Annotated in this window: 20 protein-coding genes and 1 riboswitch; of the genes, 14 read left to right on the top strand and 6 right to left on the bottom strand. The window is 69.6% G+C overall.

The window, feature by feature from the left end; all coding sequences use genetic code 11:
• Window positions 1–9 precede the first annotated feature (9 nt).
• A complete protein-coding gene (locus NYO99_RS04130; protein ID WP_268165823.1) occupies window positions 10–792 on the top strand; it encodes a glutaminyl-peptide cyclotransferase in 783 nt (260 codons plus the stop codon).
• Between the two features lie 21 nt (window positions 793–813).
• Here the strand turns inward: NYO99_RS04130 and NYO99_RS04125 are convergent, their stop codons facing one another.
• Window positions 814–1,992: an acyl-CoA dehydrogenase gene (locus tag NYO99_RS04125; RefSeq protein ID WP_268165822.1), complete on the bottom strand. Its 1,179-nt coding sequence runs from the start codon at window positions 1,990–1,992 to the stop codon at window positions 814–816.
• 158 nt (window positions 1,993–2,150) lie between these two features.
• Between NYO99_RS04125 and NYO99_RS04120 the strand changes: the two genes are divergently transcribed.
• From NYO99_RS04120 to NYO99_RS04085, 8 genes are all read left to right on the top strand, one after another.
• Window positions 2,151–3,080, top strand: coding sequence for a LysR family transcriptional regulator (locus NYO99_RS04120; protein ID WP_268166460.1), 930 nt, complete (start codon window positions 2,151–2,153; stop codon window positions 3,078–3,080).
• A gap of 66 nt (window positions 3,081–3,146) precedes the next feature.
• Window positions 3,147–3,791 (top strand): DUF3011 domain-containing protein, encoded by a 645-nt coding sequence (locus tag NYO99_RS04115; protein ID WP_268165821.1) that lies wholly within the window; start codon window positions 3,147–3,149, stop codon window positions 3,789–3,791.
• Window positions 3,792–3,806: 15 nt separating this feature from the next.
• Window positions 3,807–4,685 (top strand): transporter substrate-binding domain-containing protein, encoded by an 879-nt coding sequence (locus tag NYO99_RS04110; RefSeq protein ID WP_268165820.1) that lies wholly within the window; start codon window positions 3,807–3,809, stop codon window positions 4,683–4,685.
• An 86-nt stretch (window positions 4,686–4,771) separates the two neighbouring features.
• Window positions 4,772–5,416, top strand: a complete 645-nt coding sequence (gene kynB / locus NYO99_RS04105) for an arylformamidase (protein WP_268165819.1) — start codon at window positions 4,772–4,774, stop codon at window positions 5,414–5,416.
• Window positions 5,413–6,666 (top strand): kynureninase, encoded by a 1,254-nt coding sequence (gene kynU / locus NYO99_RS04100; RefSeq protein ID WP_268165818.1) that lies wholly within the window; start codon window positions 5,413–5,415, stop codon window positions 6,664–6,666. Before kynB ends, kynU begins: the two co-directional genes overlap by 4 nt.
• A gap of 1 nt (window position 6,667) precedes the next feature.
• Window positions 6,668–7,498: a tryptophan 2,3-dioxygenase gene (kynA, locus tag NYO99_RS04095; protein WP_268165817.1), complete on the top strand. Its 831-nt coding sequence runs from the start codon at window positions 6,668–6,670 to the stop codon at window positions 7,496–7,498.
• A gap of 51 nt (window positions 7,499–7,549) precedes the next feature.
• Window positions 7,550–9,367, top strand: coding sequence for an aminopeptidase P family protein (locus NYO99_RS04090; RefSeq protein ID WP_268165816.1), 1,818 nt, complete (start codon window positions 7,550–7,552; stop codon window positions 9,365–9,367).
• Entirely contained in the window at window positions 9,364–10,266 is a 903-nt protein-coding gene (locus NYO99_RS04085) for a DUF3616 domain-containing protein (RefSeq protein WP_268165815.1), read from the top strand. The genes NYO99_RS04090 and NYO99_RS04085 overlap by 4 nt, the downstream gene beginning before the upstream one ends.
• Here the strand turns inward: NYO99_RS04085 and NYO99_RS04080 are convergent.
• Entirely contained in the window at window positions 10,263–11,459 is a 1,197-nt protein-coding gene (locus NYO99_RS04080; RefSeq protein ID WP_268165814.1) for an MFS transporter, read from the bottom strand. The two genes, NYO99_RS04085 and NYO99_RS04080, sit on opposite strands and share 4 nt — an antisense overlap.
• Window positions 11,460–11,472: 13 nt before the next feature.
• Window positions 11,473–11,550, bottom strand: a riboswitch (S-adenosyl-L-homocysteine riboswitch).
• Between the two features lie 73 nt (window positions 11,551–11,623).
• Between NYO99_RS04080 and NYO99_RS04075 the strand changes: the two genes are divergently transcribed.
• Complete coding sequence (locus tag NYO99_RS04075) at window positions 11,624–12,706, top strand: NAD(P)/FAD-dependent oxidoreductase (RefSeq protein ID WP_268165813.1); 1,083 nt, start codon at window positions 11,624–11,626, stop codon at window positions 12,704–12,706.
• 10 nt (window positions 12,707–12,716) lie between these two features.
• Here the strand turns inward: NYO99_RS04075 and xopAW are convergent, their stop codons facing one another.
• The gene (gene xopAW / locus NYO99_RS04070; RefSeq protein ID WP_268165812.1) at window positions 12,717–13,412 is read right to left on the bottom strand and encodes an EF-hand domain-containing protein; all 696 of its coding nucleotides are present in this window, start codon (window positions 13,410–13,412) and stop codon (window positions 12,717–12,719) included.
• Between the two features lie 166 nt (window positions 13,413–13,578).
• Window positions 13,579–15,798: an aminotransferase class V-fold PLP-dependent enzyme gene (locus NYO99_RS04065; protein ID WP_268165811.1), complete on the bottom strand. Its 2,220-nt coding sequence runs from the start codon at window positions 15,796–15,798 to the stop codon at window positions 13,579–13,581.
• 95 nt (window positions 15,799–15,893) lie between these two features.
• Here NYO99_RS04065 and NYO99_RS04060 point away from each other — a divergent pair, with 95 nt between their 5' ends.
• Window positions 15,894–16,361, top strand: coding sequence for an Lrp/AsnC family transcriptional regulator (locus NYO99_RS04060; protein WP_394397659.1), 468 nt, complete (start codon window positions 15,894–15,896; stop codon window positions 16,359–16,361).
• A gap of 211 nt (window positions 16,362–16,572) precedes the next feature.
• On the opposite strand, the gene NYO99_RS04055 is transcribed toward NYO99_RS04060, so the two are convergent.
• Window positions 16,573–17,829, bottom strand: a complete 1,257-nt coding sequence (locus NYO99_RS04055) for a hypothetical protein (protein ID WP_268165810.1) — start codon at window positions 17,827–17,829, stop codon at window positions 16,573–16,575.
• Between the two features lie 271 nt (window positions 17,830–18,100).
• Here NYO99_RS04055 and NYO99_RS04050 point away from each other — a divergent pair, with 271 nt between their 5' ends.
• Entirely contained in the window at window positions 18,101–18,838 is a 738-nt protein-coding gene (locus tag NYO99_RS04050; protein WP_268165809.1) for a recombinase family protein, read from the top strand.
• Here NYO99_RS04050 and NYO99_RS04045 read toward each other — a convergent pair.
• Entirely contained in the window at window positions 18,835–19,317 is a 483-nt protein-coding gene (locus NYO99_RS04045) for a DUF5063 domain-containing protein (protein WP_268165808.1), read from the bottom strand. The two genes, NYO99_RS04050 and NYO99_RS04045, sit on opposite strands and share 4 nt — an antisense overlap.
• 220 nt (window positions 19,318–19,537) lie before the next feature.
• On the opposite strand from NYO99_RS04045, the gene NYO99_RS04040 reads away from it, so the two are divergent.
• Both NYO99_RS04040 and NYO99_RS04035 read left to right on the top strand, forming a co-directional pair.
• Window positions 19,538–20,203, top strand: coding sequence for a hypothetical protein (locus tag NYO99_RS04040; protein WP_268165807.1), 666 nt, complete (start codon window positions 19,538–19,540; stop codon window positions 20,201–20,203).
• Complete coding sequence (locus tag NYO99_RS04035; protein ID WP_268165806.1) at window positions 20,200–21,021, top strand: ParB/RepB/Spo0J family partition protein; 822 nt, start codon at window positions 20,200–20,202, stop codon at window positions 21,019–21,021. The genes NYO99_RS04040 and NYO99_RS04035 overlap by 4 nt, the downstream gene beginning before the upstream one ends.
• The last annotated feature ends 71 nt before the right edge of the window (window positions 21,022–21,092 follow it).

The raw sequence follows: 21,092 nt of genomic DNA, 5'->3' as shown, positions 1-21,092 counted from the left end.
GCTGCCGGCATGCAACCGAGTTCCTTCCCGCGCCGCCTGGCGCTGCTGGCCGCGCTGGCTGCTGCCGCCTTCGCGCCCCTGGCGCTCGCCGCCACGCCCGTGCAGGGCTACAAGGTCGTGCGCAGCTATCCGCATGACCCTGACGCCTTCACGCAGGGCCTGTTCTTCCACGACGGTTTTCTGTACGAGGGGACGGGCCTGCGTGGCCGCTCCAGCGTCCGCAAGGTCGAGCTGGAGACCGGCCGCGTGCTGCAGGCCGTGGAACTGCCGCCCGAAGTGTTCGGCGAGGGCATCACGCGTTGGGGCGACCGCATCATCGCCCTCACCTGGCAGGAGCAGACCGCCTTCGTGCTGGACCTCAAGACCTTCAAGCTCTGGCGCAAGTTCAGCTACCCCGGCGAGGGCTGGGGCCTGGCGCACAACGAGCGCGAACTGGTCATGAGCGACGGCAGCGCCGAACTGCGCTTCCTGGACCCGCTGAGCTTCAAGGAGCTGCGCCGCGTGAAGGTGACGGCCGACGGCCGGCCGCTGACGCAGCTCAACGAGCTGGAGTGGGTGGAAGGCGAGATCCTCGCCAACGTGTGGCAGACCGACCGCATCGCCCGCATCGACCCCAAAACCGGCCGCGTGACCGGCTGGATCGACCTCACCGGCCTGCTCGCCGGCCCGCAGCGCCCGCACCCGGACGCCGTGCTCAACGGCATCGCCTACGACGCCAAGGCCAAGCGCCTGTTCGTCACGGGCAAGCTGTGGCCGCGGCTGTATGAGATCCAGCTGACCGCGCCGCGCTGACGCTGCAGCGCGGCGCGGCGCTCAGAACGCCGCGATGCCGGTGATGGCCCGGCCGAGGATGAGCGCATGGATGTCGTGCGTGCCCTCGTAGGTGTTCACGACCTCCAGGTTCACCAGGTGGCGGGCCACGCCGAACTCGTCGGAGATGCCGTTGCCGCCCAGCATGTCGCGCGCCATGCGGGCGATGTCCAGCGCCTTGCCGCAGCTGTTGCGCTTCATGATGGACGTGATCTCCACGGCCGCCGTACCCTCGTCCTTCATGCGGCCCAGGCGCAGGCAGCCCTGCAGGCCCAGCGTGATCTCGGTCTGCATGTCGGCCAGCTTCTTCTGGATGAGCTGGTTGGCGGCCAGCGGCTTGCCGAACTGCTGGCGGTCCAGCGTGTACTGGCGCGCGGTGTGCCAGCAGTCCTCGGCGGCGCCAAGCGCACCCCAGGCGATGCCGTAGCGGGCGCTGTTCAGGCAGGTGAACGGGCCCTTCAGGCCGCGCACCTCGGGGAAGGCGTTCTCCTCCGGGCAGAACACGCGGTCCATGACGATCTCGCCGGTGATGGACGCGCGCAGCCCCACCTTGCCATGGATGGCCGGCGCCGACAGGCCCTTGGCGCCCTTCTCCAGCACGAAGCCGCGGATCTGGCCGCCCTCGTCCTTGGCCCAGACGACGAAGACGTCGGCGATGGGGCTGTTGGTGATCCACATCTTGGCGCCCGTGAGCTCGTAGCCGCCGTCCACCTTGCGGGCGCGTGTGACCATGGAGCCGGGGTCGGAGCCATGGTTGGGCTCGGTCAGGCCGAAGCAGCCGATCCACTCGCCGCTGGCCAGCTTGGGCAGGTACTTCTGCTTGGTGACCTCGGAGCCGAACTCGTTGATCGGCACCATCACCAGCGACGACTGCACGCTCATCATCGAGCGGTAGCCCGAGTCCACACGCTCCACCTCGCGGGCGATCAGCCCGTAGCTGACGTAGTTCAGCCCCGCGCCGCCGTACTCGGCCGGGATGGTGGGGCCCAGCAGGCCCAGCTCACCCATCTCACGGAAGATGGACGCGTCGGTCTTTTCCTGGCGGAAGGCGTCGCGCACGCGCGGGCGGAGCTGGTCCGTGCAGTAGGCGGCCGCCGCGTCGCGCACCATGCGCTCGTCGTCGCTGAGTTGCGTGTTCAGCAGCAGCGGGTCGTCCCAGTGAAAGCTTGCCTTGTGGGCCATGGCGGTCTCCGTGTGGTCGTGGGGCCTGCAGTCAGGCACTGATGATGGCGCAGCCTCTCAGCCTGCGCAGCGACCCCAGTATTCCGCCGCGCACGATTCGTGTCCAATTCAAGAATCCACTTTCACGATTCGTCATGCCTATCGAGGCCATCCGCTCCCTGGAGTTCCGCCACCTGCGCTACTTTCTCGCCCTGGCCGACGAACTGCACTACGGCCGCGCCGCACAGCGCCTGTCCATCTCGCAGCCGCCACTGTCGGTCGCCATCCAGCAGCTGGAGGCCAGCGTGGGCGCGCGCTTGTTCGACCGCGACAGCAAGGGCGTGCGGCTCACGCCGGCCGGCGCCGCCTTTCGCGGCAGCGCCCAGGCGCTGATCGACCGCGCGGAAGACGCCTGCGCGCTGGCGCGCGACGTCCAGGCCGGCGAGGTGGGGCGGCTGCGTGTCGGCTTCGTCGGCTCCACGCTGTTCAACGGCCTGTCCGGCTGGCTCAAGGCGTTCCAGGCCGCGCACCCCAAGGTAGAAGTGGTCGTCGTGGAGCTGAATTCACAGGACCAGATCGACGCGCTGCTGCACGACGAGCTGGACCTGGGCCTGGTGCACACCGACCGGCTGCCGCCCGCGCTGGCCGCGGCGCCGCTCTACACGGAGCCCTTTGTCGCCTGCCTGCCTGCGGATCACCCGCTGGCGGCGCAGCCCTGCATCGCGCTGCCCAGCCTCGGCGAGCAGCCCTTCATCCTGTTCTCCCGCAAGGGCTCGCCGGACTACCACGCCCGCATCGTCGACATTTGCCGCCGGCACGGTTTCTACCCGCGCCTGCAGCACGAGGGCCGGCACTGGCTGTCGGTGGTGTCGCTGGTGGCGCAGGGGCTGGGCGTCAGCATCGTGCCGGCGGCCTTCCAGCGCGCAGGGCTGCAGGGTGCGGTGTTCCGGCCGCTGGTCGGTGAGGTGGAGGCCTCCACGGTGTTCGCCGCATGGCGCCGCGACGCTGATCCGGCACTGCGCGAAGCCCTGCTCGCCACAAGGCCCCCGACCGTTGCCATCCACAACGCTGGGGATGCCACGCAAGCACCGCGGCACCAGCAGGGCTGAACCGCGGCCCATCGACACCTACGATGCCGGGGCTTCGAACGGAAGCGCTGCCCGACAGGAGACCGCATGCTGGCCAGACGTTGTCAACAGTGGACCGCCGCGCTGGTCAGCCTCGGGCTCGTGGCCCTGCCCATGCCAGCCGTTGCCGAGCAAAACCTGAGCTGCGACAGTCACGGCTTCAAATATCGCTACTGCCGCGCCGACACGGACAACCGCGTCGAGCTGATCCGCAAGCACAGCCTGTTCGACTGCCGCGAAGGCCGCAGCTGGGGCTACGACCGCTACGGCGTGTGGGTGGACCACGGCTGCTCGGCCGAGTTCCGTGTGGGCCGCGACGGCCACCATGACCGCAACAAGGCCATCGGCATTGGCGTAGCCGTGCTGGGCCTGGCCGCGCTGGCAGCGGCGGCCAACAGCCGCAAGCAGCAGGCGCAGCAGGAAGCCGAGGGCGACGTGCCGGCCTGGGCTGTGGGCCAGTTCAGTGGCTACGACGAGCAGGAGCGCGTTGAAGTGCGGCTGCACATCCTGCCCGGCGGTGGCGTCACCGGCAGCGCGGGTGACCACGAGTTCAGCGGCCAGTGGCGCAACGGCCAGCTCGACGCCGGCAAGCAGCGCTTCCGCGTTGAGCGCAGTGGCAGCGGATTCCTTGCCACCGACGTCCGCGATGACCGGCACCGCGTGAGCTTCCGCCTCGCGAGCTCGGGTTACTAAGTAAAGAGGCACGCCATGCGTCAACTCCTGGCTTCCCTGCTGTTTGCAGCCGCCGCTTGCGCGGGGGCCGCAGAGACCACCGTGCCGGCCCGTGCTGCGGGCTCGGCCTACGCCCCCGAGGGCTCCGCGCCGCCGCCGCGTGCCGCCCGCGTCGAGGCGGCCACCGTCTGGCGCGCACCGGCGGTCGACCAGCTCGCCACCATCCGCCAACGCGGCCAGCTGCGCGTGGGCATCGTGCCGGTTGTGCCCATGGTGATGCGCACACCGGACGGCGACTGGGCCGGCTACAGCATCGACCTGGCGCGCCGGCTGGCCGCAGACCTCGGCGTGGCGGTGAGCTTCGTGCCCACGACCTGGCCCGATGTCGTGCCCGACCTGCTGACCCAGCAGTACGACATCATCGCGACCGGCTTGTGGGTGACCGTGCCGCGTGCCCTGGTGATGAACTTCACGACGCCCACGGCCATTGAAGACGTGCTGCTGGTGGCCAGCCGCCGCGGCGCACCCGGGCTCAAGAGCGTGGCCGATGCCAACCGCGCCGGTCTGACCGTGGCAGTGGGTGCCGGCACGGCCGAAGTGGCACTGGCCGGCCGGCTGCTGCCCCGCGCCACGCTGCTGAAGCTGGACAGCGACCCGCTGGCCGCCATCGTCGCCGGCAAGGCGCAGCTGGCGCTGCTGCCCACGCTGTCGGCCCGCGCGCTGGAGCAGGTGGCCGGCGAGTCGGTCTACCTGCCCCTGGCCCAGCCCCTCGCATCGGCGCAGGCCGCGATGGCCATCCGCAAAGGCGACCCCGACTTCCTGAACTTCCTCAATACCTGGCTCAGCCTGCAGCGGCAGCAGGGCTGGCTGGACGAGCGGCTGGTGCATTGGTCGCTGAACCCCGAGCCACGCTAAGGGCCTGAGCGCGGCGCTGAGCGCGCTCAGCAGTTGGATTTAACCGACACCACGCCAACGCAGGCGCGGCTATGGTGCCGTCCGCCATGCCTGACGCCCCTTCTTCCCCACGCCTGTGGGACATCTCGCCCCTCGTCGCGCCGGATGCTCCCATCTTCCCGGGCGACGCCCCCTACCGCCTCGACTGGACCGCACGGCTGTCGCCGGGCTGCCCGGTCAATCTCAGCGCGATCACGATGTCGCCCCACGTCGGCGCGCATGCAGACGCGCCGCTGCACTACGCCAACGGCGAGCGCGCCATCGCCGACGTGCCGCTGGACGCCTACCTGGGCCGCTGCCGCGTGATCCATGCCGTCGGTGCAGCGCCGCTGATCACGGTCGCGCACCTGCAGCACGCCGCGCAGGACCTGCCGCCCCGCGTGCTGGTGCGCTGCTGCGAGCGGGCCGACACCGTGTGGAGCGACCACTTCACGGCCTTCGCGCCCGAAGCCATCGCCTGGCTGGCGGCCCGCGGTGTGCGGCTGATCGGCATCGACACCCCCAGCGTCGACCCGGCCAGCTCCAAGTCGCTGGACAGCCACCAGCAGTTGCTGCAACTCGACCTGCGCGTGCTGGAAAACCTGGTCCTCGACGAAGTTCCGCCGGGGGACTATGAATTGATCGCGCTGCCACTCAAACTCCAAGGCGCCTGCGCATCTCCCGTGCGCGCCATCCTGAGGGAACTGCCATGAATCTCGACGACGCGAAGCGGCTGGACGCCGCCGACCCGCTGCGCAGCCTGCGCGAGCTGTTTGCCTTGCCCGAGGGCATCACCTACCTGGACGGCAACTCGCTGGGCGCCTGCCCCAAGGCGACGCCCGAGCGCATCCACCGGGCGGTGACGCAGGAATGGGCACAGGGCCTCATCAAGAGCTGGAACAGCGCCGGCTGGATCGACCTGCCGCGCCGCCTCGGCGACCGCCTGGCGCCATGGCTGGGTGCGCGGCCGGGCGAGGTGCTGGTGGCCGACTCCACCTCGATCAACCTGTACAAGGTGCTGCACGCCGCGCTGCAGCTGCAGCAGGGCCAGCGCCGCATCATCGTCAGCGAGCGCAGCAACTTTCCGACCGACAACTACATCGCGCAGAGCGTGGTGCGCGCCCATGGCGGCGAGTTGGTACTGGCCGAGACGCCCGAGGACATCCCCGCGCTGCTGGACGACCGCTGCGCCGTGCTGATGCTCACGCACGTGAACTACCGCACCGGCCGCATTCATGACATGGGCCTGCTGACCCGCTGGGCCCAGCAAGCCGGCGCGCTGGCGGTGTGGGACCTAGCGCACAGCGCCGGCATCGTGCCGGTGGATCTGCTGGGCTGCGCCGCCGACTTCGCCATCGGCTGCGGCTACAAATACCTCAACGGCGGCCCCGGTGCCCCCGCCTTCGTGTGGATGCACCCGCGCCACGAGGGCCAGGTATTCCAGCCCCTGACGGGCTGGCTGGGCCACGCGCATCCGTTCGACTTCGACAGCGAATACCTGCCGGCCCCCGGCATCCAGCAATACCAATGCGGCACGCCACCGGTGCTGGCCATGTCCGCACTGGACACCGCGCTGGACATCTACGACGCCGCGCAGAAGCTGGGCGGCATGCGCGCGTTGCGCGCGAAGTCGCTGGCGCTGACCGAGGCCTTCATCGCCGGGGTGGACGCCCGCGTGCCTGGTGCCGAGATCCACACGCCGCGCGACGCCGCATCGCGCGGCTCGCAGGTGTCGCTGTCCCTGCCCACGGGCGTGGACGGCTATGCGGTCATGCAGGCCCTGATCGCGCGCGGCGTCATCGGCGACTTCCGCTCCGGTGTGCCCGAGCTGCTGCGCTTCGGCTTCGCGCCGCTGTACAACAGCTTCGCCGACGTCGTGCACGGCGTCGATGCGCTGGCCGACGTGGTCACCTCCGGCGCCTGGAACGCGCCTCAGTTCACCAATCGCGCCAAGGTGACCTGACGTGAGTGACACGCTCCAACACCACGGCGCGCAGCTCGATTTCTCGCGCGACATGAGCTACGGGGACTACCTCCAGCTCGACGCCATCCTCAACGCCCAGACGCCGCTCTCGCCCGACCACAACGAGATGCTCTTCATCGTGCAGCACCAGACCTCGGAGCTGTGGATGAAGCTGATGCTGCACGAGCTGCAGGCGGCGGTCGCCCACGTCGCGGCCGACCGCCTGCCCGAGGCCTTCAAGATGCTGGCGCGCGTCTCGCGCATCATGGAGCAGCTCGTGCACGCCTGGGATGTGCTGGCCACGATGACGCCGCCCGAGTACAGCGCCATCCGTCCCTACCTCGCCAAGAGCAGCGGCTTCCAGAGCGCGCAATACCGGCGCATCGAGTTCATGCTGGGCAACAAGAACGCCGCGATGCTCAAGCCCCACGAGCACCGCGCCGACCTGCTGGCCCAGGTGCAGGCTGCCTACGAGGCGCCGTCGCTGTACGACGAGGTGCTGCAGCTGATGGCCCGCCGCGGCATCGCCGTGCCGGCCTCGCACACGCAGCGCGACTGGACCCAGCCCTACGCTGCCGACGACGGCGTCAAGAACGCCTGGCTTACCGTCTACCGCGCGCCGCAGCAGCACTGGGACCTCTACCAGATGGGCGAGGAGCTGGTGGACCTGGAAGACGCCTTCCGGCTCTGGCGCTTCCGCCATGTCACGACGGTGGAGCGGGTCATCGGCTTCAAGCGCGGCACCGGCGGCACGGGCGGTGTCAGCTACCTGCGCAAGATGCTGGAGGTGGTGCTCTTCCCGGAACTGTGGGCATTACGAACGGAGCTCTGAGGGGGCAAACCTAGAATCGGCGCACCGTTGCTGCCGACAAGGTCCGCCACCATGGACGCCCGAACCTCCACCACCCGCCTCCGCATTGAACGCCTGCGCGATGCGCTGATCGCCACCGGCACCCACGCCGTGCTGGTGCCATCCGCCGACCCGCACCTCTCCGAGTACCTGCCGCAGCGCTGGCAGGGCCGCGAGTGGGCCTCCGGTTTCACCGGCTCCATGGGCAACCTGGTCGTCACGCGGGACGGCGCCGCGCTGTTCGCCGACAGCCGCTACTGGGCCCAGGCCGAGGCGCAGTTGGCCGGCAGCGGCATCGCGCTGGAGAAAACCACGTCCGGCGCCTCCACGCAATACATCGACTGGATCGCCACCCACCTGCAGCCCGGTCAGGCCCTGGCCGTCGACGGCCAGGTGCTGGGCCTGGCGCTGGCCAAGGCGCTGCGTGCCGGCCTGAGCGCCAAGGGCATCGCGCTGCGCACCGACCTGGACCTGGTCCAGCAGGCCTGGGACGACCGCCCCGGACTGCCCACCGAGCCTGTCTACGAGCACCTGCCGCCGCAGGCCGCCGTCACGCGTGCCGACAAGCTGGCCCGCGTGCGCGCGGCCATGGCCGGCATCGGCGCCACGCACCATCTGGTGTCCACCGTCGACGACGTCGCCTGGCTGCTGAACCTGCGCGGCAGCGACGTGGAGTGCAACCCCGTCTTCATCGCCCACCTGCTGCTGGATGCGGCCGGCGGCCGCCTCTTCATCGCCGACGGCAAGGTGCCCGCCGACCTGGCCGCGCGCCTGGCGGCCGACGGCATCCAGCTCGCGCCCTACGGCGAGGCTGCCGGCGCGCTGGCCGCACTGCCGGCGGACGCCGCGCTGCTGATCGACCCCCGCCGCGTCACGTTGGGCCTGCGCGAGGCCGCGCCAGCCGGCGTGAAACTCATCGAGCAGATCAACCCCAGCACGCTGTTCAAGAGCCGCAAGACCCCGGCCGAGGCCGTCTTCATCCGCCAGGCCATGGCCGAGGACGGCGCGGCCATGTGCGAGTTCTACGCCGAGTTCGAGGCCTCGCTCGCGCGTGGCGAGCGCTGGAGCGAGCTGGACGTGGACGAGCGCCTCACCGCCGCGCGCCGCAAGCGCCCCGGCTTTGTGGGGTTGTCGTTCTCCACCATCGCCGGCTGGCAGGCCAACGGCGCCCTGCCTCACTACCGCGCGCTGCCCGAGTCCTTCGCCCATATCGACGGCGACGGCCTGCTGCTGATCGACTCCGGCGGCCAGTACCTCGGCGGCACGACCGACATCACCCGCGTGTGGCCCATCGGCAGCGTCAGCGCCGCGCAGAAGCGCGACTACACGCTGGTGCTCAAGGGCACCATCGCGCTGTCCGCCACGCGCTTTCCGCGCGGCACGCTGAGCCCCATGCTGGACGCCATCGCCCGCGCGCCGCTGTGGCAGCACGGCCTGGACTACGGCCACGGCACCGGCCACGGCGTGGGCTACTTCATGAACGTGCACGAGGGCCCGCAAAGCATCAGCAAGGCCATCCCCGAGCCCACGATGGCGATGGAGCCCGGCATGATCACGTCCATCGAACCCGGCCTGTACCGGCCCGGCCAGTGGGGAGTGCGCATCGAGAACCTGGTGCTCAACGTGGCCATCGACACGCCAGAGCACAACGCCTTCGGCGAGATGCTGGCCTTCGAGACGCTGACGCTGTGCCCCATCGATACGCGCTGCATCGACCTGAGCCTGATGCGCGCCGACGAGATTGCCTGGCTGAACAGCTACCACGCCACCGTGCGCGAGCGCCTGCAGCCGCTGGTGAGCGGCGCGGCACTGGCCTGGCTGCTGGCCCGCACCGAGCCGCTGACTGCATGATGGCCGCGCTGGCCCTCGCGCTGGTGGCCGGCTCGGCCGTGCAGCATGTGGGCCTGAGCGACGCGTCGGCCGGCATCGCGCTGGACGACGCGCACTTCGTCGTCGCCAACGACGAGCACAACCGCCTCGTCATCTACCGCCGGGGCCTGCCTGCCGCGGTGCGTGAGGTGGACCTCAGCGCCTTCCTGGGCGCCCGCAAGGAAGCCGACCTCGAAGGCGCGGCCCGCATCGGCAGCCGTCTCTACTGGATCGCCTCGCATGCACGCAACGCCAAGGGCAAGGTGCGCGAGGACCGGCAGCGCTTCTTCGCGACCGACATCGGCGCCGGCCCCACCGTGCGCGCCGTCGGCACGCCCTACACGCGGCTGCTGGACGACCTGATCGCATCGCCCGCGCTGGCCGCACTGAAGCTGGCCGACGCTGCCCGCCTGGCGCCCGAACTGCCCGGCGGCTTCAACATCGAGGGCCTGGCCGAAGGGCCGCAAGGCAGCCTGCTGATCGGCCTGCGCAACCCGCTGCACCAGGGCCGCGCGCTGCTGATCCCGCTGCTGAACCCGGCTGAGCTCATCGTGCCCGGCGGCGGGCCGGCACGCTTCGGCAGCGCGCTCACGCTGGATCTGGGCGGCCTGGGCGTGCGCAGCCTGGAACGGCTGGCGAACGGCAGCTACCTGATCGCCGCCGGCCTGCCGGGCGATGGCGGCCGCTTCCAGCTGTTTCACTGGACCGGGCGCGCGGGCGACACCCCGCAGGCCGCGCCGCTGGACCTGGGCGACCTGCGCCCCGAAGGCCTGTTCGCCTGGCCCGACGGCCGCCTGACGCTGCTCAGCGACGACGGCGCGCTGCACAAGGACCTCCCCGAAGCGCGCCAGCGCTTTCGCGCTGTCGAGATCAGACCCTAGGCACGACCCGGCACCGCCTGCACGGCCGGATAGCGCCACACCAGCGACGCGCTCAGCAGCAACTGCAGCCCCACGCCGCAGAACACCGGCACCGCGCCGGCATCGCCATCCAGGAAGGGCGCCACCAGCTGCGTGCCCAGGGCCCCGGCCGCCAGCAGTGCCAGCACCAGCAGCGCCGTCGCACGGCCCATCTGCGCGGGCGGCACGGCCAGCGCGTCGACAAAGGTGGCTGGCCCCCGCAGCGCCAACGCGCCGCAGAAGCACATCCAGTAGGCCGCCACCGCTGCGTAAGTCAGCACGCCGCACGCGGCCCCGGCCAGCGCCAGCCCGCAGGCCAGCACCTGCAGCAGGGCTCCCAGCCGCACGATGCGCGCATGCCCCAGACGCTTGGCCAGGCGGCCCGACTGCGACGCGCTCAGCATGAAGGAGCCCACGCCCAGCACCTGCAGCAGCGGAAAGGCCTGCGGGCCCTGGCCCAGCGCGTGGTGCAGCAGCTGCGGCGCACTGGCCAGGAAGGTCAGCAGCGCGCCGATGCACAGCGCATGCGACAGCGCCAGGCGCAGGTAGCTGCGGTCGCGCAGGATGGCGGCGTAGCTGGCATCGTGGTCAAGGTTGAGCCCGGGCAACTCGCGCGGCGCGATCTTCACCACCCAGGGCAACACCAGCAGCGACAGCGCCGCCAGCACCCAGAAGGTGCCGCGCCAGTCCACCACCTGCAACATCAGCGCGCCGAGCACGGGGCCGGCCGCTGGCACGATGGCTTCCACCATCGAGATGGCGGCGATGCCGCGCACGACATCGGCATCGCCCAGCGTGGCGCGCACGACGGTGGGCGCCACGACGGTGGCGGCCGCCGCCGCCACGCCCTGCAACAGCCGGCACAGCAGCAGCCACTCGATGCCCGGCGCCATCGCGCAGCCCAGGCTGGTCAGCGCCAGCAGCGCCAGGCCGATCTGCAGGCAGCGGCGCGGGCCCAGGCGGTTCAGCAGCTCACCCCACAGCAGCTGCGCGCCGGCCAGGCCAGCGAGGTAGACGGCCACGGTGGCCTGCGCCAGCGACACGCTGATGCCCATGCCCCGCTGCAAGGCGGGCACGGCGGGCAGGTAGAGATCCATCGCAGCCATGCTGACGCCGGTGACGAAGGCGAGCGGCAGGATGGTGCGTATGGACGCGGAAGGAGAGACAGCAGACACGGACAACCCTGGTTCACAAAGGGCGCCCTTGTCCTGTCGTCGGCACCGAGCGTGGCGGAGACCGGGCTCCGTCGCAGCACCCCTCGGCGGGACGTCACCGCCACGCGGTGCCCGCGAATTCTAGGAGCCGGTCCGGCTCGGGGTCGGGTGCTAGGCTCGCCGGCATGGATCAAGTGGACATTGCCGTCATCGGCGCTGGGGTCGTGGGCCTGGCCATCGCGCGTGAGCTGGCGCTGCGCGGGCGTGAGGTCGTCATCATCGAAGCGGCCGGCGCCATCGGCACCGGCATCTCGTCGCGCAACAGCGAGGTCATCCACGCCGGGCTCTACTACCCGGCCGGCAGCCTGAAGGCGCGGCTGTGCGTGCGCGGCAAGGCGCTGCTGTACGACTACTGCGCTGCGCGGGGCATCGCGCACCGGCGCTGCGGCAAGCTGGTCGTCGCGACACGGCCTGAGGACGTTGTGCGGCTGCAAGCCCTTGCCGCCAGCGGCGCGGCCAACGGCGTGGAGGATCTGCGCCTGCTGGCACGCGCCGAAACGCTGGCCCTGGAGCCCGCGCTGCAGGCCGCAGGCGCGCTGCTGTCGCCGTCCAGCGGCATCGTCGACAGCCATGGCCTGATGACCGCGCTGCTGGGCGATGCCGAACAGGCCGGCGCCATGCTCGCGCTGGCCAGCCCGGTGACCGGCGGCCGGCGTGACGGCGACGGCTGGCGGCTGCAGGTCGGCAGCGACTTCGCGATAGGGGCGCGGGTCGTCATCAACGCGGCCGGGCTGTTCGCAGCGCAGGTGGCGGCGTCGCTGGGCACACCGGCGCCCGCCTTGCGTTTCGCGCGTGGCCACTACTTCTCGCTGGCCGGGCGGGCGCCCTTCTCGCGGCTGATCTACCCGCTGCCGGTGGACGGCGGCCTGGGCGTGCACCTGACACTGGACCTGGGCGGCCAGGCGCGCTTCGGCCCCGATGTGCAGTGGCTGCCCGACACCGACCCGGCCACGCTGGCCTACGCCGTCGACCCGGCGCTGGCGCCCGCGTTCGAGGCCGAGGTGCGCGGCTACTGGCCCGACCTGCCGGCCGGCGCGCTGCAGCCGGCCTACAGCGGCATCCGGCCCAAGCTGGGTGGCCCGGGCGAGGCCGCGCCGGACTTCCGCATCGACACCGGCACGCCGGGCCTGGTGCAGTTGTTCGGCATCGAGTCGCCCGGGCTGACGGCCGCGCTCGCGCTGGCCGAGGACGTCGCCGCCCGGCTCTGACGCCGCCCGGTCAAGCCGTGGTGCTGAGCTGCGTGGCCGTCGTGGCCGGGCTCTGCAGCCAGTTCTTCGCGATCTGGTCGTAGAGCTTCTGTGCGAGCTGGGCGATCTCGGTGGTGGCGGGGTCCTGCGCAGCGTCGCTGGCCTTCGCATCGGCCAGTTCCTTGAGCTGGCCCGCCAGGCGCTCGATCTCGGACACCGTGCCGTCCTGGTTCACGTCCAGCGGGTCGTAGTCCGTCGATGTCGCGCTGGTGGTGCTGGTGCTGCCACCGCCGGCGGCCGGGGGCGGCATGCCGCCGGGCGGCGGCGCCGGGCGGCCGGCCTCGAACTCGGCGCGCGTCAACTGGCCATCGCCGTCGGCGTCCAGCTCGGCGAAGGCGTCGACCTCGTCGTTCGCAGCGCCGCGTGACTGCGCGAACGCCAGCGTGGACGACGGCGGCGGCATCAGCTCGCGCATGCCCTGGCCCAACTCCTCGCTGGACAGGCTGCCGTCGCCATCGCCGTCCATCTGGGCCAGCAACTCGGCGCTGTCGCCGGACTGGCCCGTGTGTTCCAGCATCGAGGCTAGCTCGGTGGCGTCCACGCCGCCGCTGCCGTCGCTGTCCACCTTGGCGAACAGGCGCGCCTCGTGTTCGGCCTTGCGGCTCTGGCCGCTTTCGGCGCTTGGCCAGGAACGGCTCATGCCGCCCAGGCCGCTGATCGTGCTCATGGTGACTCCTTCGCAAAGAGGTTGAGGCCCCGCCACGTCTGCGGCGGCGGGTGCGCTCATTCTTGGAAGCGCAGGTAAGCCCTCTGTCGCCGCTGTATGTCGGGGCGGACACAAAGCGGCCCGGCAAGCGCCGAACTGGCTGGCCTGGGGGGCCTTGTTCGGCCGATCAGATCGCCAGCGCGGCGTCTGCCGTCGCCACCGGCGCGCGCGGCCACAGCGCCAGGCCGCCGGCCAGGCTCCAGGCTTGCGCGCAGCCCAGCCGCCGCAAGGCCCGTGCGGCCTGGGCGCTGCGGTTGCCGCTGCGGCAGAAGAACACGACCGGCGTGCCGGCCGGCAACGCCAGCCAGCCCGGCAACGCATCGGGCAGGACGCCGAGCGGCACGGCTTCCAGCACGCATCGGCCGGGCAGCGCGGGCATCAGCCCCAGGCACTGCTCGTACGGCTCGCGCACATCCACCAGCCGCAGACCCGGGTGCGCCGCCAACAGCGCACGCAGGGCCGGCGCGCCGAGTTCCACGGCGTCCGCCGCCCGATCGGGTTCCACACGCGCGCCGCAGGCCAGCGTCTGGTACCGGGTTGGTGCCAGGTCTTGCTCCAGCAGCGCCTTGGCCTGCGCCAGCCCGGCGGCATCCAGCCGCCCGCCCAGCACCGCGGCCAGCAGCGGCTGCGCAGCGCATTCCACGGCCAAGGTGGTCGCCACGGCGCCGGCCTCGTCATGCCCGGGCAGCAGCAGGCCGTGCAGGCCCACCGCCTCGGCCAGGCGCTGCAGCGAGCCGGCATAGGCCAGCGGCGCGCTCTGCGGGAAGTCGCTGCGCCCCAGCGCGCCGGGCAGCACGGTGTCGCCGACGAAGGCGTGGCGCAGGCCAGTGGCGTCATGCAGCAGGTAGGCGGTCGAGTCCTGCGTGTGGCCGGGCAGCGCCAGCCGCGTGATGGAGCGCTCGCCCAGCGCCAGCGCCGCCGCCGCGTGCGGCCAGCCCAGTGCATCCACGTCGCCGGGCGCCTGCCCGACCGCGGCCCACAGCGCCGCTGCCGACGACGCGTGATCACCGTGGCTGTGGGTGTCGAGCACGGCTGCGAGCGTCAGCTGCTGACCGCCCAGCCAGCGCGACAGGCGCTCGGTGAGCTCCGGCAGCGGGTCGATCACCACCGCTCGCCGGCTGGCGGTATCGGCCAGGGCATAGCAACAGGCGCCATCCACGACGAAGCGGGTCAGGCCGGCCACCGGCAGGCTGCTGTCGCGCAAGGCCTGGCCACAGCCCCGGATGCGCGCACAGGCTTCGGTGATGAAGGCTTGGTCTGCTGCCGGCCCGAACGACAGCCGCACCGCCGACGCAGCCTGCCAGGCCGGCAGGCCCATGGCCGTCAGCACCTCGCTGGGCCGCGCTGCGGCCGCACTGCAGGCCGAGCCCCCGCTCACGCGCAGCTCGGCCGCGTCGAACAGGTCCAACAATTGGCGCGAGCTGACACCGGGCACGGAGAAGTTCAGCGTCGTGGGCAGACACAGCGCCGGCGGTGCGTTGAACACCAGGGACGGGAAGGCCTCGCGCAGCGCCGCCGCCAACTGATCACGAAAGCCCGCCTGCGTCGCGGCGTCGGCAAACGTGCGCCCGTCCTCCAGCGCACTCAGCACGGCACCTAACGCAGCAATGCCCGACATGTTCTCCGTGCCCGCCCGCGAGGCGCCCTCCTGGCCGCCGCCCGCCAGCAGCGGCGTGAACGGCGCACCGTCGCGCACGTACAGCAGGCCGATGCCCTTGGGCGCGTAGAGCTTGTGGCCCGAGAACGGCGCGTAGTCGATGCGCCGGCGCGTCAGTGCCAGCGGCAGCTTGCCCAGCGCCTGCACGCCGTCCACCAGCCACAGCGCCGGGCCGCCGGCCAGCGCGTCAGCGATGCCGTCCAGGTCGCTGATGACGCCGGTCTCGTTGTTGGCCGCCATGGTGCACACCAGCCCGGCCCGCGGCGCATGGGCGCGAAGCCAGTCGAGATCGTGCCGGCCATCGCGCGTCACCGGGATGGCCAGCAACTGCAGGTCCAGCCCCAGCAGCGCCTGCCAGTGCTGCAAGGCTTCGGGCACGGCCTTGTGCTCCGTAGCGCCGTAGAGCAGCAGGGCCGGCCGGTCCACACGGTCGCGCAGCGCCAGCAGCGCGGACAGCACGGCCGTCTGTATGCCCTCGGTCGCGCCGCTGACGAACAACAAGCGCCCGCCATCGGCACCCAGCACGCGGCGCGCCCGGTCGCGCACACCGTCCATCAGCGCCCTCGCCTTCAGGCCGGTGCCATGGATGCTGCTGGGGTTGCCGAAGTCCTCCGCCATCGCCGCCAGCGCCGCCTCGCGGGCCTGGGGCAGAACGGGCGTGGTGGCGTTGGCGTCGAGGTAGATGTCCATGCCGGCATTCTGCGGACGGCGGCTGAGCACCACATTGCCGAAATAGCGCCCGTCAACGCGCTTCGCGCAATGCAATTCCTCTTAGCATCTCAAGAATGAAATTGGATGCCATTGACATCAGGATTCTCGACATCCTTCAGCGGGATGCGGAACAACAGGTCGCGCAGATTGCCGAGCAGGTGGGCCTGTCCAGCACGCCGTGCTGGCGGCGCATCCAGCGGCTCAAGGAGGCGGGCGTCATCACGCGCCAGGTGGCGTTGGTGGACGCACGCAAGGTCAACGTCGGCGTGACGGTGTTCGTGTCGGTGCGCACCAGCGTGCACACCGAGGCCTGGTTCGAGACCTTCAAGGCCACGGTGCAGGCCATTCCGGAGGTCGTCGAGTTCTACCGCATGAGCGGCGACGTGGACTACCTGCTGCGCGTTGTCGTGCCGGACATCGCCGCCTACGACAAGGTCTACAAGCGCCTCATCGCGGGCACGCAGCTGCACGACGTGAGTTCGAGCTTTGCGATGGAAGAGCTCAAGCTCACGACAGCACTGCCGCTGGGCTACGCGTCTTGAATAACACTGCGCTCAGCCAGGCATAAGCGCGCCGCACAAAGAAAAAGACCCGGAGGCTTTCGCTTCCGGGTCTTCGTTTTTTTGGGGTGGCTGATGGGAAGCTGAAATCCCGCAGCGCCGCCCTTACGAATCAAGCACTTAGGCGCCATCAGTTCAAGCCAAGTACAAAGAGAGGTTCAAGGCTCAGTCTACCGCGGCAGGCGATGGCACGTCAGTAGTCGCTCCAGCGCAGGTAGAACAGCAAGTAGGGGTCGCGGATGTCAAACACGTCGCTGCCACCATCCCACTCGATCACATTGCGATTCTCGGAATCGTTGGCGATGCCCGCCATGTGCGAGCAGGCTCCCGTGACGCTCGACCCGCTTGGATGATCCTTGACGCAAAGCGACTGAATCCGGCCTTGGAGGTTGGGATACCTCAAAGTCAACTCTGGAGGGTCCTGCGCGATAGCCCGCAGGATGAGCGGATAAACGTCAACGACGTCTTGGCTGCTTGTCAGGTAGGAGTTCCGCTCCGTGCCGCGCGTCTTCGGCCCCTGCTTCATCTTCGCCACCGTGGATGAGTAGTCTGCAATCGCAACTGCACGACTGCACACCTTCTCTATGGCCGCACGGTCAGATGCGAGCTGGCGGACAGCCCCATCCGCACGCTCACGCACATCGTTCTCGAAGCAAGTGTTGAGGCACAGTGACTGCATGAGCTGGGGCGACCCCGCTGCCTCGCTGGCCAGCGCCGTGACATAGGCCGGGGAGGCACTGGCGTTAAGCGCCTCGAAACCCTTCTGGGCGATTTTCGCCAGCTCGTCTGGCCTCCAGTAGTCGAAGTCCAACTTGATCATGCGTCCACGCAGGTCAGGGTTGGCGCGGATGGCATCGTCTGAGTGGTAGGGCACAGACGCAACGACGAAGATGACATCGTTGCGGATGGCCTCCTTGATCTGGTTGGACAGCTCGACCTGAACGTCACTCGGGATGTAGTGGAAATCGTCGATGAAGACGACCAGCCCCGTGCCGCCCAGCTCTCTGATCAGCAGTTGGAGGTAGTCGATGGAGGTATCGACCTTCTCGGCAGAACTGCCCCCGGACTTGTATCCCGCGGAAACCTCGCCGCTCCCCTTCGCAAGAAACGGCACGCCCGCTTCGCCGCCGAGCTTCCCGCCGAGCGATGACTCGTTTGAGGTGGTCGTCGTGACACTCTTGCCTGTCGGGGTGCCAATCAAATCGAAAACACGGTCCCAGAGCTTGGCAGTGTCTGTGACGCCCGCTCCGGTCACCTGGATCAGCCGGTCTTTGCCAATGTTCTTCTCAATGAAAACAGTCTTGCCTGACTTTGACGGGCCGGACAGCGAAATGACCGTTGCGCCGGATGACAGGGCATCGGCCAGCCTCCCGGCCCTCTCCTTGAGGTGGTCGTCGATGTACGTGATTCCAGGCTCCTTGCCTGGCGTGAAGACCTCGACTGCTTTCATTCCATCGTCCCCCTATGGCCGCGATGATGGCACGGCAGCAACCTCGCCAAGCAGCGACGCGGGCGATGTTTTGGCGAGATTTTTTGAGAGGTCATCGGATGTGATCCCGGGCCGACCGCCCCCCCTGCCCCCCACGGTTTCCAGCAAGCAGAACCTAACTACAGCCGGTAGGGCATGCAGATTCAGGCGGCGAAGAAGCCATGTCACACCATCGCAACGAACGTAGCCATGATTTGACACAGCGCGGCGCGCCGGGCAGGATGCGCGCCCAATGAAGACCACAACAACCTCGCGCAAGTTCGTCGGCTACTACCGGGTCAGCACCGCCAAGCAGGGCCGTAGCGGCCTGGGCCTGGAGGCGCAGCGCGAGCTGGTGCGCCAGTTCCTGACCGGCTCGACCGGCTTCCCTCCCATCGTCGAGTTCGTAGAGGAAGAGAGCGGGCGCAACGACAAGCGCCCTGCCCTGGCCGCAGCCTTGGCCGCCTGCCGGGTTCACCGGGCCACGCTCATCATTGCGAAGCTGGACCGGCTATCCCGCAACCAGCGGTTCCTGATGGAGCTGGTGGACAGCGGCGTGGATGTGCAGTTCTGCGACCTGCCCCAGATTCCCCCCGGCGCTGCAGGCCGCTTCATGCTCCAGCAGATGGCCTCGGTGGCCGAACTGGAGGCTGGCCTCATCAGCGAGCGAACGAGGGCAGCGCTGCGCGCGAAGGTAGCCCGCGATGGGCAGTGGGACCGCAAGGCTTCCCACCACCTGCGCCCTGGCGTCGGACAGAGTGCGGCCACCGCAGCGGTCAAGGCCGCGGCAAACGCCCGCGCCGCCGACTTGGCCTGCCACATTCAAACCCTCCAGGCCCGTGGCATCACGAGCCTGAACGCCATCGCCCAGCAGCTTGACGCGGAGGGCATCGCCACGGCGCGCGGGGGGCAATGGACGGCAACGGCAGTCCGCCGAGTGCTTGAGCGGGCGCCCAGCCGCGGCTCAGTCAACGCCGCCGCGGACAACTAATCGAGGTTCGACAGCGTTAGGCCGTGAAGCGCGAGAAGCGCACCTGCGCAGTGCCGCCCCCAATGGACGCGATGCAGGAACGACCACTGCCAAAGCGCCTCAGCGACAGCACCGTCGTCGAACAGCATCAGACCGCGCCGTACATCCTTGTAGGTGTCCAGCAAGTCATCGCCTATGTCGCCGATGACGGGTTGGTCGTCCAGTTCCGGGGCTGGATCAAACACTTCGCGGTAGTACCGGCCACTGAAACCCGCCAGATTGGTCTGCACGCGCAGGAGGACATCGGTTGGCAGGTCGGGCAGACCATCCTCGTTGTCGGAGTTCACCGATGGAAGCACAACTCCCAACCCGTAAAGACGGGCCAGCCAAGACGCAGCATGCACATCAGTGCGCTCAGCGCTTTCATCCTCACACCAGATACAGAATCCGCGCGCAGTGGCTGCGAAATCCAAGACTGTTTGGAATTCGTTCGGTGTCATGGGCAGCTCGGAATCGTGTAGGCCGCATGATCCCACTGTCGGCGAAGAAGGCCCACCCAGCCATAGCAGATGGCGCGAGGTCGAACCAAAGACGTGCTGTCCGCGCTCGGCCCAGTTAGGCCGCGTGGGACACTCCCTTCTGCCGCCCCGCCCAGGGCCGCGAATGTTTCCTTGCCTGTCCCCGCGGGGGGATGGGGACGAATCTGACAACTCCGAGAACATGACGAAGCAATGCGCAGCGCGAGGCTGCACCGAGGGCACCACGGGCTATTCCACCCTCTGCGACAACCACAAACACATCCAGCGCCGCCACGGCCACCCCGAGCAGGACGGCATCACGGTTCACCGGCTCAAGCCTTACCTGAAGCGCGTAGAAGCCCGCCGCGCCAAGAACATCGACAGCGCCGCCTGGAGCATCCTAGAGGCCCGCTGGGCCGCTCTGGAGAGCCACGCGCAGAGCATCCTGGCCGAATGGAGCACGGGTAACGCGATGGTCGCCACCCAGGTCCATGCAGCACAGCAGGTCCAGGCCCTGGCCGGCTCGGTCCTGCCCGCAACCGTCGTAAACGCAGCCCTGGCGATGTTCCTCATGCGCGATGCGGAGCCCCGACGATTCGCCTCTGACCGAGCCTTTGACTTCCAGCTCGTGCGCCGCGTGCGGGGCCTCGCGGCCGTCAACGCCGGGTCCTACTGGAACCACAAGGCCCAGCGGACAACGAAGGTCTACCGGGACTTGCCGCCACGCGTGGCAGAGTTGCTGGGTCGCCAGCTCCGCGAGGCGTTCGGGCTGGCCGGCTTCATGCTGGCGGAGAAGGAGCGCGCCGAGGAAGCCAAGGCCAAGGCCGAGCAACGCCAGCTCGCGGAAGCCCTGGAGGCGCTGGCATGAAGCGCCCGGCAGGGAAGGCCGCGAGCCGCGGCAAGGCATGGACCAAGCTGACCAAGGCGCACACGGGCGGCAAGCCACAGCCAAGCATCGGCGACTCACTGTCCCTTTGGAGCATCCGGACCATCCCCGAGGTGTTCCAGGTGCGTGACCCGAACGAGGCCGACAGCGTCAGGCACATCGCGGACCTCGCGGGGGTCATCAAGGCGCAGGGCAGCGTGGACCCTATCAGCGTCTGGTGGAGTGGCGCGGAATGGGTCTGCGTCGATGGTCACCACCGGCTCGCCGCCTACGAGAAGGCCGGCGCGGAGCAGGTCAAGGTGAAAGTCGAGGTCGGCACGCCGCAGGCCATGCTGATGCTCGCCACGAACGAGAACAAGAAGAACCGACTCCACATGGGCACAGCCGAGCGGGCCGAGGCCGCGTGGAGGCTCACTTGCCTGCCGGAAGCCGCCCGCCCCTCCAAGAAGGACACGGCCGCTGCCACCGGGCTGGGAACCTCGGCAGTTGGGGATCAACGCCGCGTGCATGCGTCATTGACTGGCACCCACGGCTACACCGATGCTGCGGTCCAGGACATGACCTGGAGGGAGGCGCGCCGGCTCGAGAAGGGGCTCACGGACGGCGAACCGGGAGGCGACCAGTGGGAAGAGCGAGAGGTCGAAGAAATCTGCAAGCAGCTCGGCAAGACCTGGGGCACCCTGCACGACTCCAAGGTGGAGTTGTTCCTGCGCGCGTTGCAGCGCTGGGACCGGCGACTCCAAGAACGCGCTGCGAGCGAATGGGCTCAGGAGCCCGAAGAGGAAGAAGCCGACTTCTGAGCCCGGCGCGAGGCCCAGAAGCGCCCAGCCTGTACACCCCTACGGGGAACGATTCGTACAGGCAGGCTTTC

Source organism: Roseateles hydrophilus (genome assembly GCF_026712245.1).
GTDB classification, from domain to species: Bacteria; Pseudomonadota; Gammaproteobacteria; order Burkholderiales; family Burkholderiaceae_C; genus Pelomonas; species Pelomonas hydrophilus.
This window is presented reverse-complemented; position numbering and strand designations above follow the sequence as displayed.